Annotated in this window: 9 protein-coding genes; 3 read left to right on the top strand and 6 right to left on the bottom strand. The window is 65.7% G+C overall.

Annotation, left to right across the window (positions count from 1 at the left end):
- Positions 1 to 5: 5 nt before the first annotated feature.
- The 5 genes from ACIQTU_RS06145 to ACIQTU_RS06125 all read right to left on the bottom strand — a co-directional run bounded on the left by ACIQTU_RS06145 (position 6) and on the right by ACIQTU_RS06125 (position 4,219).
- On the bottom strand, positions 6 to 716 hold the full coding sequence (locus tag ACIQTU_RS06145) for a CoA transferase subunit A (protein WP_400543932.1): 711 nt from the start codon (positions 714 to 716) through the stop codon (positions 6 to 8).
- A gap of 72 nt (positions 717 to 788) precedes the next feature.
- The gene (gene catA / locus ACIQTU_RS06140) at positions 789 to 1,709 is read right to left on the bottom strand and encodes a catechol 1,2-dioxygenase (protein WP_400543929.1); all 921 of its coding nucleotides are present in this window, start codon (positions 1,707 to 1,709) and stop codon (positions 789 to 791) included.
- A gap of 49 nt (positions 1,710 to 1,758) precedes the next feature.
- The gene (gene catC, locus ACIQTU_RS06135) at positions 1,759 to 2,049 is read right to left on the bottom strand and encodes a muconolactone Delta-isomerase (RefSeq protein WP_400543926.1); all 291 of its coding nucleotides are present in this window, start codon (positions 2,047 to 2,049) and stop codon (positions 1,759 to 1,761) included.
- A 2-nt stretch (positions 2,050 to 2,051) separates the two neighbouring features.
- Positions 2,052 to 3,200, bottom strand: a complete 1,149-nt coding sequence (locus tag ACIQTU_RS06130; protein WP_400543923.1) for a muconate/chloromuconate family cycloisomerase — start codon at positions 3,198 to 3,200, stop codon at positions 2,052 to 2,054.
- Positions 3,200 to 4,219: a LysR family transcriptional regulator gene (locus ACIQTU_RS06125; protein WP_400543920.1), complete on the bottom strand. Its 1,020-nt coding sequence runs from the start codon at positions 4,217 to 4,219 to the stop codon at positions 3,200 to 3,202. Before ACIQTU_RS06125 ends, ACIQTU_RS06130 begins: the two co-directional genes overlap by 1 nt.
- Before the next feature lie 409 nt (positions 4,220 to 4,628).
- Here ACIQTU_RS06125 and ACIQTU_RS06120 point away from each other — a divergent pair, with 409 nt between their 5' ends.
- The 3 genes from ACIQTU_RS06120 to ACIQTU_RS06110 are packed head-to-tail and all read left to right on the top strand — an operon-like array spanning position 4,629 to position 8,813.
- Positions 4,629 to 6,140, top strand: coding sequence for an alginate export family protein (locus tag ACIQTU_RS06120; protein ID WP_400543917.1), 1,512 nt, complete (start codon positions 4,629 to 4,631; stop codon positions 6,138 to 6,140).
- A 26-nt stretch (positions 6,141 to 6,166) separates the two neighbouring features.
- A complete protein-coding gene (locus ACIQTU_RS06115) occupies positions 6,167 to 7,918 on the top strand; it encodes an arylsulfatase (protein WP_400543914.1) in 1,752 nt (583 codons plus the stop codon).
- Positions 7,919 to 7,925: 7 nt separating this feature from the next.
- On the top strand, positions 7,926 to 8,813 hold the full coding sequence (locus ACIQTU_RS06110; RefSeq protein ID WP_400543911.1) for a formylglycine-generating enzyme family protein: 888 nt from the start codon (positions 7,926 to 7,928) through the stop codon (positions 8,811 to 8,813).
- Between the two features lie 108 nt (positions 8,814 to 8,921).
- Here the strand turns inward: ACIQTU_RS06110 and ACIQTU_RS06105 are convergent, their stop codons facing one another.
- Positions 8,922 to 11,954 (bottom strand): TonB-dependent receptor, encoded by a 3,033-nt coding sequence (locus ACIQTU_RS06105; protein WP_400543908.1) that lies wholly within the window; start codon positions 11,952 to 11,954, stop codon positions 8,922 to 8,924.
- Between the last annotated feature and the right edge of the window lie 91 nt (positions 11,955 to 12,045).

Here is a 12,045-nt window from a genome sequence, read left to right as displayed (position 1 = left end):
GGACATCACGAGGCCTCCCTTTCGCGCGTGGTCAGCTTCTCGATGCGCTTCTCGTTGATGGTCGCGAGCACGATGCGGTCGACGAAGATGCCCGGCGTGTGCACTTGGTCGGGATCGAAGGTCCCGGCCTCGACGATCTCCTCGACCTCGACCACGGTGATCTTGCCCGCCGTGGCCATGTTCGGGTTGAAGTTGCGGGCGGTCTTGCGGAACTGAAGGTTGCCCTCGGGGTCTGCGCGCCAGGCCTTGATGATGGACAGGTCGGCCCGCAGCCAGCGCTCGCGCACATAGAGCTCGCCGTCGAATTCCTCGACCGGCTTGCCCTCGGCCACCACCGTGCCCACGCCCGTGCGGGTGTAGAAGGCTGGGATGCCCGCCCCGCCCGCCCGGATGCGCTCGGCCAGGGTGCCCTGGGGGTTCAGCTCCAGTTCCAGCTCGCCCGACATGAACTGGCTCTCGAACAGCTTGTTCTCGCCGACGTAGGACGAGATCATCTTCCGGATCTGGCGGCTTTCCAGCAGCATCCACAGGCCGAAGCCGTCAGCCCCGGCGTTGTTGGAGATGACGGTCAGATCCTTCACCCCGGCGGCGCGGATCTCGGGGATCAGGCTCTCGGGATTGCCCGACAGGCCGAAGCCGCCAGACATGATGGTCATGCCGTCGAACAGGACCCCCTCCAGCGCCGCCTTGGGCGATGGATAGATTTTGCTGGCCATTCGGAACTCCGGGCTCATCGGGAACAGGACGGCGAGCGCCCGCGGTCGCGGTCGCTCGCCGGGTCGCAGGGATCAGGCCGCGGCGCGGGCGCGATGCGAGGCTTCTTCTTCCGCCTCGACCGTGGTCGGCTGCATGACGAAGTCGAACGCGATGTCGGCATAGCGCCCTTCCAGACCGTATTTCTCGGCCGGCTCGCCGCCTTCACGATGGTTCACGGCGGGGATCAAGTCCTCACGCGTGGCGTAGGCGAAGTCGTCGCGCAGGTAGGGGTCGCCGTCGATGTTGATCTGGGTCGTCAGGTGACGGTGATCATCGGCCGAGGCGAAGAAGTGGATATGGGCCGGGCGATGGCCGTGCCGCCCCAGGTGCTTGAGGATGCCCTCGGTCGAGCCGCCCGGAGGACAGGCGTAGCCCGACGGCACGATCGAGCGGAAGGCGTAGCGGCCGTCGGCGTCGGTGACGATAGTGCGGCGCAGGTTGAAGTCGCTCTGGCTCTTGTCGAAGTAGGAGTAGTTGCCCAGCGTGTTGGCGTGCCAGACCTCGACCTTGGCACCGGCCAGGGCCTTGCCGTTCACGTCGCGGACCTGGCCGTGCATGAACAGGGGCTCGCCCTTGTCCGCGCCGTCGTCCAGCCGGGCGTAGCCCTGCTCGACCGGGGCGCCGGCGACATAGAGGGGGCCTTCGATGGTGCGCGGCGTGCCGCCGACCACGCCCGCGGCGGCGTCCTGCGCATCGGCGCGGATGTCGAGGAAGCGTTCCACGCCCAGACCCGCGGCCCACAGGCCGAACTCCGGCGCGCCGGCGGCGGCGTAGTTCAGCGCCTGCCAGAACTCGTCATCCGAGATGTCGAACTCTTCGATCGTGGCGAACAGATCGCCGACGACGCGTCGGACGATGGCCTTCAGGCGCGGGTCGCCGCTGACGGTGTCGGCGCCGCTCAGCTTGTCGAGCAGGGCCTGGACTTCGGCGGTGTCGATCAGGCGTTCGGTCATGTCATTTCCTCTTATATTCTTTTGAATTGTCGTGGATTTCGGGCCGCGTTCAGCGGTCGTCGTCATGGATCGAGGACGGATGCCGGCACAGCGGCGCGACCTCGATGCTCATGAAGGGGAACAGCGGCAGGGTGCTGAGGATGTCGTGCAGCTCCTGCACGTCAGCCACGTCGAAGACGCTGAAGTTCGAGTACTGGCCGGCGATGCGCCACAGATGACGCCACTTGCCCTGGCGTTGCAGGTCTTGGGCGCGCTCGCGCTCGATCCGCTTCAGTTCGGCCGCGCGGTCGGGGTCGAAGTCGACCGGGATGCGCACATCCATGCGAACGTGGAACAGCATGCTCAGGCTCCTGCGGAGAGGGTTTTGCGCGCGGCGTCGCGGCGGAAGAAGGCGACCTTGTCGGCGTCCAGGCGCACGCCCATGCCAGGACCGTCCGGCACCTTCAGGCCAAAGTCGGCGTAGGCCAGCGGCTCCTCCAGGATCTCCTCAGTCAGCAGCAGGGGGCCGAAGAGTTCGGTCTGGAATGACAGGTCGGCGAAGGTCGAAAAGGCATGGGCCGAGGCCGCCGTCCCGATCGGCCCTTCCAGCATCGTGCCGCCGTACAGGGCGACGCCCGCCGCCTCGGCGATAGCGGCCACGGCGCAGGCCGCCCGGGGCCCGCCGGACTGGGCGATCTTGACGGCGAAGACGTCGGCCGCCGCATTGGCCGCGAAGTCGAAGGCGCTGGCCGGGCCGGTCAGGGATTCATCGGCCATGATGGGGATGGTGAAGCGTTGCGACAGGCGCGCCATGGCGCCACGAAGGTGAGCGTCGACTGGCTGTTCCACCAGGTCGCAGCCGGCCGCCTCGAGCATGGCGACGCCGCGCGTGGCGCTGGCCTCGTCCCAGGCGCGGTTGACGTCGACCCGAACGCTGGCGCGTTCGCCGAGCGCGCGCTTGATCGCGGCCACGTGGGCCACGTCGTCGGCCACGGCGCGCTTGCCAATCTTCAGCTTGAAGATGTTGTGGCGACGCTCGGCCAGCATCCGCTCGGCCTCGTCGATGTCCTTGGCCGTGTCGCCGCTGGCCAGGGTCCAGGCGACCGGCAGGCGCTCGCGGCGACGACCGCCCAACAGTTCCGACACCGGCAGGCCGACCCTGTGGCCCATGGCGTCCAGCAGGGCCGTCTCGACGGCGCATTTGGAGAAGCGGTTGCCCGCAATGGCCCGGTTCAGCCGATCCATCAGTTCGGCCGGCCGCGTCGGGTCGGCGCCCAGCACCAGGGGCGCGAAATAGGTGTCGAGGGCCAGCTTCATGCCCTCGGGGCTTTCCTCGCCATAGCTGAGGCCGCCGATGGTCGTCGCCTCGCCCACCCCGGCCGTTCCGTCCGAGCAGCGAACGGTGAGCAGCACCATGGTCTGCTGCCGCATGGTCGCCACCGACAGGACGTGCGGCCGGATGGTGGGCAGGTCGACCAGACAGGTCTCAAAGGCGTCGATCGTCGTGGCCATCAGGCGGGTCCTTGGTGGGATGGAATGGCGGCGTCGCCGAGGGCCGACTGGGCCTGAGCCTGGGCTTGGGCTTGGGCTTGGGCTTGGGCTTGGGCCTTGCTGGCGGCGACGAAGGCTTTGACCTGGGTGCGGAAGCGCGCGAGCGTCGCCGAGCGGTTGTCGCGGCGATAGGACAGGCTGAGCCGGGTCATGGGGAAAGGCGCCCGCAGCGGCCGATAGGTCACGCCCAGACGCTGGGCGCCCTGGAGGCTGGCGGGCACGAGCGAAACCCCGGCGCCGGCCGCGATCAGACCGAGCGCGGTCTGAACATCCATGGTCTCCTGGGCGATGATCGGCGAAAAGCCGCTCTCGGCGCAGTGCCGCAGGATGATGTCGGCGAAGCTAGGACGGGGAAAACGCGGGTAAAGAACAAAGGCGTGACGCGCCAAGTCGCTCAGGGCGATCTCGCTCCGGGTGGCCAGAGGATCAAGGTCCGGCAAGGCCACGACCAGCGGCTCTTCCAGCAGCAGTTCATCAATCACCTCGGGATCGTCGATGCCCGGCCGGGCGAAGGCGACGTCGATGGTGCGTTCGATCAAGGCGCCCCGAAGCTCCGCCGTGTTCATGGCGTGCAGCATCAGATCGACGTCGGGGTTGTCCGTGCGAAAGGCGTTCAGCACGCGCGGCAGCAGGGAATAGGTGGCCGAGCCGACAAAGCCGACGTTGAGCACGCCGATGGTGCCCTCCGCCGCTCGTCGCGCGACGCGCGCCGCTTCGACGATGCTGTTCAGGATCTGACGGGCGCGGGGCAGCAGGGCCTCGCCGGCGACGGTCAGGCGGATCTGGTTGCGGGTGCGGTCGAACAGGGTGGCGCCGATCGCCGCCTCCAGTTCGACCATCTGGCGACTGAGCGCGGGCTGGGCGACGTTGAGGCGTTCCGAGGCGCGACCGAAATGAAGTTCTTCGGCGATGGCCACGAAGTAGCGCAGACGTCGCACGTCCACGCCGGACGCTTCGGCGAATGGATCAATCCCATTCATGAGAAGGATCTCGGCCTTCTGGCGCCACAGGGCGCGAGATCAACGACATGACGGTTCATGAAGTCGCTCCTTTCACTGCGCCCTGGCTCTGCTCGGCGCGATGAAATGTGCGCCGCATTGACCAAGGTCGTCAGGACGGGGTGGTTTTCCCAATAGCATTTCTCGAAAACCTGATGCCGAAACGGCATGAAGCCTCTCGCAGCGATGCCGTTTCTTTCACGGCCGACGGCGGGGCGCGCCGTCTCACTTCACTGCTCGCGAACGCCGTCTTGGAACGGTTCGTTCCGTAAGGCGGGAGCGTCCGGCTCAGAGACGAATTGGTTTCGCTATCGCCTCATGCCGAAGAAATATTGGTCAAACCCCCTGCCCGGCCAAAAGACTGAAAAGAAAAAAGTCGGGAGAGGAACCCATGAGATATTCGTCGTACCGCTACAGTTGCGCCCTGGCGCTGGCGCTCGCTGCGCTCTCGCTGTCATCGCTGCCCGCCCAGGCGGAAGAGGCCACGCCCGCCTCGCCAGAGACGGCCAAGGACGGCGCCGCCCCGGCAGCGCAGCCCGCACAGGCCCTCCTGCCCCCGCAGGCTGGTCTCGGCCCGCGCGTCGGCTCCTATTATCTGCTGCGTTTCAACGACACCGCGACGCCGCAAGCGCCCGCCGGCGCCCCGACGACGAGGCTCGGCGCGCTGAAATACATGCCGTTGAACGCGAACGGCGACGTGACCCTGTCGCTGAGCGGCATGGAGCGCGCCCAGTTCAACAGCTACAGCCACGAGTCCCTGGTCAGCCAGAACTACAGCGACCAGTTGTTCATGGGTTTCCGCCACATCTACGGCGCGGACCTGCATCTCGGATCGCACGTCCGGGCCTATGGCGAGCTGGCCAGCGGCCAGATGAACGGGCGCGACATCGGCCCCCAGCCGCCACGCCAGCGCAACGACCTGGCTGTTCAACAGGCCTTCGTCGAGGTCAGCGCTCCTGTCGGTGACGGCACGCTCAGCGTGCGCGGCGGGCGTCAGGGGATCTGGCTGGGCAATGGCCTGATTCTGTCGACCCAGCCCTTTGCCAACATCCCGCTGAGCTTTGACGGCGTCACGGCCCAGTATCGTTCCAAGTCGGCGCGCATCGACGTCCTGGCAGTCGAGAACGTCGCCAACACCGAGGAGGTCTTTGGCGACTCCAGCAATCCGGGGCGCAAGATCTGGGGCGTCTACGGCAGCTTCGCCCTGCCCCATCTGGCCGACGACGCCGTGGCCCTGAACCTCGATCCCTTCTACATCGGCTTCAAGTCGCGCAATCTGGCCATGGCCGGTCTGGTCGGTGACGATGAACGCCACGGCGTCGGCGCGCGCCTTTGGGGCAAGGCCGGGCCGATCCAGCTGGACACCACTGTGGTGCGCCAGGGCGGCTCCTTCGCCGGGCATGACGTGGAGGCCTGGGCCATCTATGCCGACGCCGGCTATGTGATCCAGTCCTCGCCGCTCAAGCCCCGCATCGGCGCCCGCTTTGACGCTGTCAGCGGCGGTCGCGACGACGGCAAGATCCAGACCTTCACGCCCCTCTACACCGGCCAGCAATACTACGCCGCCAGCGGCTATCTGGCGGGCAGCAACCTGGTTGAGGCCGGGCCGACCCTCGCCCTCAACCTGTCCAAGGACGTGCGCCTGTCGGCCTACAACCGTTGGTACTGGAAGCAGGATCGCGACGACGCCGTCTACGGCCGCGGCTTCGCTCCCCTGCCCGGCACCGCAGATCCGTCGATCGGCTACATCGGCATGCAGCCCGACGTGACGGTGCAGTGGACCATCAATCCGAACCTCTTCCTGACCGTGGAAGGCGCCTATTTCGACGTGTCTGACGGGATGAAACGCGCGGGCGGCCGCGACGTTTTCTACTCGCTCGTCGATCTGACTTTCATGTTCTGAGCCTCACAGAAAGAACAGACCCCGCCATGAAGATCGCGAAACGCCTGCTGCCCGCCCTTCTGGGCGGCGTCTCTATCCTCAGCCTCTCTCCGGTCGCGCTTCAGGCGCAGACCGCCTCGGCGCCGACCCCGCTGACGGCGCCGACGCCCCAGCGCGACGCCCGGCCCAACATCGTCCTGATCGTCGTCGACGACATGGGCTTTTCCGACCTGAGCGCCTTCGGCAGCGAAATCGCCACGCCCAATCTCGACGCCCTGGTGGCCAGCGGCGTGCAACTGACCAACTTCCACGCCTCGCCCGCCTGTTCGCCGACGCGCGCCATGCTGATGAGCGGCGTCGACAACCACCTGGCCGGGCTGGGCACGATGGCCGAGGTCATCGCCCCCGAACAGGTCGGAGTGCCGGGCTATGAAGGCGTGCTCAATGATCGGGTCGTGCCCTTCCCGGCCCTGCTGCAGAAGGCCGGCTATCACACCTTCATGGTGGGCAAGTGGCATTTGGGCATGAAGGACGGCCAAAGCCCGCAGGCGCGCGGCTTCGATCATTCCTTCGTGCTGCTGAACGGCGGCGCGGACCATTTCACCCAGGGCGGCACCATCTTCGCCGCGCCCAAGGCCAGCTATCGCGACGACGGCGTCATGGTCGACCTGCCCGAGACCTTCTTCTCGACCGACTATTATACAGACCGGATTCTGCAGAACATCGACGGCGTCACGGACGACAAGCCCTTCTTCGCCTACATCGCCTATACCGCGCCCCACTGGCCGCTTCAGGCGCCCGACGCCTATCTGAGCCGTTATCGCGGCGTCTATGACGTGGGCTACGAAGCCATTCTCGACCAACGGATCGAGCGCATGAAGGCCAGGGGCGTCATCGCGCAGGACGTGACGCCCGCCCCCGCCCCCGGCGTCTGGCCCGAGTGGGACGCCCTCTCAGCCGAGGAAAAGGCCAAGGAGGCTCGGCGGATGGAAATCTACGCCGCCATGATCGCCAACCTGGACGACAACGTCGGACGGCTGGTCGCCGAACTGAAGCGCACGGGTGAGTACGACAACACCCTCTTCGTCTTCTTCTCCGACAACGGGGCCGAAGGCAGCGACGCCGAGGACATCAGCGACAGGAACCGCGAGTGGATTCAGGCGAACTTCGACAACAGCCTCGACAACATGGGGCGGCGCGGCTCCTTCATCGGTTACGGTCCCAACTGGGCCCGGGTCAGCTCGGCCCCATTCCGGATGTTCAAGGCCTTCAGCTATGAAGGCGGCACCCGCACACCGGCCTTCGTCGCCGGTCCCGGCGTCCGTCCCAGCCTCAGCGACGCCTATGTCGATGTGAAGGACTGGGCGCCCACCTTCCTGCAACTGGCCCAGGCCCGGCACCCTGCGGAAGACGGGGCCGAGGTTCCGGCTTTGCAAGGCCGTTCGACCGTGTCCTTCCTGACGGGGGCGGCCGATCAGGTTCACCCTGCCGACGCCGTCCAGTGCCTCGAACTGTTCGGCCGCGTTGCAGTGCGCCAAGGCGACTACAAGCTAACCTACAGCAACGCCCCCTGGGGCAGCGGTGACTGGGAACTGTACGACATGCGTCGCGACCCGACCGAAACCAACGATCTGAGCCGGGCCGAGCCCCAGCGGCTGGCCACGATGAAGACGGCGTGGGAAGGTTGCCAGCGGGACAACAACATCCTCTGGACGCCCGCCATCGCGGGCAAGAACGCCTACGGCAACACCAGTGTCCACTTCCCCGAACGTCAGATCGATTTCCGCACCCAGGAGTGATCCGCCTGTGACCCGGCCCAAAGACCCCGTGACGATGAAGACCCTGGCTGCAGGCGACTTCGTCATGGGGTCGAACGACCACTATGCCGAGGAAAAGCCCGCGCATCGGCGCCACGTCGAGGACTTCGCCATCGACGTGGCGCCGGTGACCAACGCCCGGTTCGCGGCCTTCGTGGCCGACACCGGGCACAAGACCCTCGCGGAGACGCCGGTCAATCCGGCCGACTATCCCGGCGTCCCGCCCGAACTGCTGGCCCCCTCCTCCCTGGTCTTCACCCCACCGCCCGGCCCCGTGCCGCTGAACGATCCGCGTCAATGGTGGCGGGTCGTGGCGGGCGCCGACTGGCGTCATCCGCTGGGTCCCGGCTCGTCGATCAAGGGGCTGGAAGAGCATCCGGTCGTGCATGTCGGCTTCGCCGACGCCCTGGCCTATGCGCATTGGGCCGGGAAGACCCTGCCCACTGAAGCACAGTGGGAATATGCCGCCCGCGCCGGCTCCACGACCGAGTACGCCTGGGGCGACGTTCTGGAACCCGAAGGCCGGCAGATGGCCAACCTCTGGCAGGGCGCCTTTCCTCACCACAACAGCCTGGCTGACGGCTTTCTGCGCACATCACCCGTCGGCCATTACCCGCCGAACGCCTGGGGCCTGTCCGACATGATCGGCAATGTCTGGGAATGGACTCTCGACACCTATCAGCGAGACCACTCGGGCCCGCCCGCCAAGAGTTGCTGCGGGATAAACGCCCGGCCCTCCGCCAATGTCTTCAAGGTGTTGAAGGGCGGCTCTCACCTGTGCACTGCCGACTATTGTAGTCGTTACCGCCCGCCAGCCCGCCTGCCGCAAGCTACCGACACCAGCGCCTCTCACATCGGTTTCCGCTGCTGCGCCTAGCCCACAGTGACGTGGCGATGCTGCCCAGACGGCAGAAAAGGCCCCGCCAGCGAAGCCAGCGGGGCTCAAGAACAGGCCGCCCTGCGAGGCGGCCTGCTCCTTTCCAGGTCAGAAGCGAACGCTGAGGCCCGCGACGATCCGGCGGTCAGTCAGACCGTTGTAGCAAAGCAGTGCATCGTCATTGATGCAGTACTCGTTGGCGTCTTCCCGCGTGAGGTTGATCGCCTCGATGCCAATGGTGGTCCAGCGATTGAACTCGTAGTTGACGCTGGCGTTGAGTTGACCGCGATCATCACTGACGCGCGGCACGTCGAAGGCCGAGGTGAAGGCCTCGGTGTTGATGAAGTCGGAACGCCAAGTGTAGCGCATCCGGGCACTCAGGCCGCCCCGCTCATAGAAGAGCGTCGCGTTGTACGAGTACTTGGACAGGTTCTCCAGCTCGACGAGGTCCTGAGGCAGGGGATCAAAACCGAGGTCCCGGGTGGTGTTTCGCGTCAGGCCGATGGTCCGGTAGCTGGCGACATTTCCGCCGGTCTTCTGGTAGGTGAAGTTGCCGATAAAGCCAAAGCCGGACATCCAGCCCAGGCGGTCCTCCCACTGGGACAGATCATACTGGAACGCCGCCTCGACGCCCGTCTGGGTCGTCTCGCCATCGACGTTGAAAGTCGACGACAGCGGCACGCAGATGCCTGATTGACCCTTGTCCGGGTGGTTGACGTTGATGATGGCGATCGGATTGTAGATGCCGCCGCCCGGGCAGGACGGATCTCGGCTGCGGTTCACGACCCCGTTCACGGCGTTGTCCGGCGGGCTTTCAGTGACGCTGGCGAACAGGTTGTCCCGGACCTTATGGAAGACACCGAGGCTGATCAGGCTCGACGGGGCGAAGTAGTATTCGGCCGACAGGTCGAAGGACAGGACCGTTTCCGGCTCCAGGTTCGGGTTTCCGCGATTGACCGCAGTGTTCTCGCTGGTAGCGAAGGTCACCGAAGAGGACAGCCTGTTGAAGTCTGGCCGGCGGATATCGCGGGCGACGCCAGCGCGAATGATAACGTCCTCGCGCGGCTCGGCGACCAGATTGAAGCGCGGCAGCCAGAACTCATAGGAGGTGTCGTGCACCTCTCGCGTCGAAACTCCGCCAGTGGCGACCGTGTTGCCGACCGAGCTCAGGTCGGTGCTGACATAGCGAACGCCGGCGTTGCCGCGCACAGGCACGCCAAACGCTTCAGTGTCGAAATTGGCCTGCAGGTAGGCCGTGCTGGTGTCTTCGATGATTTCGAAGAAGGCGCTGGCCTGCGACGTCGGCGTGCCGATCAGCGGAATATTCGAACCGTTGGCGCTGTTGCTGGCTGCGATTGCGGCGTTGAGCCCCGCCAGGGTTGCGGCGGGATCGCCAAAGGCGCGAGCGCCGTCGATGATCAGGAAGTCCGAGAAATAAAGACGACGATCATCGGCCGCGTTAAAGTTGTTCGGACCGGCGATCAGCAGGTTGGAGAAGCGATCACCGCTCGGTCGGAAGAAGGACGAATTGATGTTGGTGAAGTTCGTCGTCCCGGTGACGTTGTCGTTGAGCGCGCTCGTTTCGTTCCAACGCAGACCGGCGTCGATCGAGGTGATGAAGGGCAGAATGCCGTCCGTGGCGTAAGAGGCGTCAAGGCGGAAAGCCTTCTCCTCGTTCTCGCGGACGCTGCGCCCCTGCGCCACCTGCTGCAGGCGATAGTTGGCCGGATCGAGCAGTTGAGCCGCAGTGGGCGTCGACGCCTGTCCCTGGGCGATGCCGAACTGCAGGGTCCCACCCCGCAGATCGAACTCGATCGGCACGCCATTGGCCAGGGACACGCCCTGAACCGGCTGGGGTCCGTTCGGATTCACGAATTCCAGCGTCGTATTGAAGCTCGGCAGGACCGAGTCGGAAGTCGACAGCGACGCCTGGGCGCTGAGGGACAGGCGATCATGATGCCACTCGCCGCCCAGGGCGAACACCTGGCTCTCGGTCAGGCGCGATCCCGTGTCGCTGGTGGTGCGCAAATAGGGCGCCAGGTTGCCGTTCGTCCGCGGCAGGATGATGCCCGACTGGACGGCCTGGACCGAGCCCAGGTTGATGGTGCCGTTCGGCCCCTGGACCTTGCCAAGATTGACCGTCTCGAACGAGGTGTTCGTCGTATTGTCGACCACGCCGTTGTCCGACACAGTCGAGATCTGGACTGTCGAACTCTGCTCGGCGCGCTGCTGATCGTTCAGCGTCATGTCGAAGTAGAACTTCAGATTGTCTCGCGGCTTCCACTCAGCCGTGCCCGAGAAATTCTTGGTCTCATATTCGAAATTATCCAGGTCCTGGTTGAAAAACTGGATGCGAAGGAAGGGGAAGGCCTCGGCGCTCGCGCGGCCTGAGTTCGGCGTGACGACGGCGTCGCGGTCCACGCGCGGCCGGAAGGCGGCCACGTCCTGCTCTGCGTAGCTGAAGCTGCCGACCAAGCCGAACTCGCCGAAGTCGGTGTCCCAGCGCTTGCCCATGGTGCCTGAATATCGCGGGGTCAGGGTATCGGACAGGTCGCTGTACTCCGACTGCGCGCGGAACGCGATCAGCGGTTCCTTCAGATCCAGCGGGCGGATGGTGCGCAGGTTGATGGTGCCGCCCACCGAGCCTTCGATGGTTTTGGCTTCCGGCACCTTGATGACCTGGACCGAGCTGATCATCGAGGCCGCCAGGTCGTCGAAGCTGATGCCCGAGCGGCCCGAACCGGATCCGACCGTGGAGACGCCGTTAATCTCGACCCTGTTCGCGTCCGTGCCGCGAATCTGGACGCCGCGACCGACGCCCGCCTCACGCGTGATCTGGATGCCGGTAACGTTCTCGAGCACTTCCGCCAGGTTTTGGTCCGGCAGCTTGCCGATGTCCTCGGCCTCGATGACCTCGACGAGGTTGTCGGCGTTGCGCTTCTGCGAAAGTGCGTTCTGCAGCGACGCGCGGATGCCGGTGACGACGATCTCGTCGACCTGAGTGGCCGCCTCGTCCTGCTCCGCCTCTACGCTTTGAGCGAACGCCGGAGCGGCGATCATCATCGCCGTCGTCGTCAGCAGGATGGTCGTCAGTCGCTTGCCAGACCTCGAACGAGCTCCGGCATCCCCAAATTGCCTCATTGCGTGCCTCCCAGCCGCGTTTCTTTTTGTTGGCTGAACGCTGGATTGGCCCTACCCATCTGTCAACCCATTTTCAGACCAGATACTGATC

This window comes from Brevundimonas sp. NPDC090276, assembly GCF_044772165.1.
Lineage (GTDB): Bacteria > Pseudomonadota > Alphaproteobacteria > Caulobacterales > Caulobacteraceae > Brevundimonas.
The sequence above is the reverse complement of the archived record's forward strand: the minus strand, read 5'-3'. Positions and strand labels throughout refer to the sequence as shown.

Coding starts and splice junctions, on each gene's coding strand:
- ACIQTU_RS06145 (WP_400543932.1), bottom strand. CDS start 716: ATGGCCAGCAAAATCTATCCATCGCCCAAGGCGGCGCTGGAGGGGGTC.
- catA (WP_400543929.1), bottom strand. CDS start 1,709: ATGACCGAACGCCTGATCGACACCGCCGAAGTCCAGGCCCTGCTCGAC.
- catC (WP_400543926.1), bottom strand. CDS start 2,049: ATGCTGTTCCACGTTCGCATGGATGTGCGCATCCCGGTCGACTTCGAC.
- ACIQTU_RS06130 (WP_400543923.1), bottom strand. CDS start 3,200: ATGGCCACGACGATCGACGCCTTTGAGACCTGTCTGGTCGACCTGCCC.
- ACIQTU_RS06125 (WP_400543920.1), bottom strand. CDS start 4,219: ATGAATGGGATTGATCCATTCGCCGAAGCGTCCGGCGTGGACGTGCGA.
- ACIQTU_RS06120 (WP_400543917.1), top strand. CDS start 4,629: ATGAGATATTCGTCGTACCGCTACAGTTGCGCCCTGGCGCTGGCGCTC.
- ACIQTU_RS06115 (WP_400543914.1), top strand. CDS start 6,167: ATGAAGATCGCGAAACGCCTGCTGCCCGCCCTTCTGGGCGGCGTCTCT.
- ACIQTU_RS06105 (WP_400543908.1), bottom strand. CDS start 11,954: ATGAGGCAATTTGGGGATGCCGGAGCTCGTTCGAGGTCTGGCAAGCGA.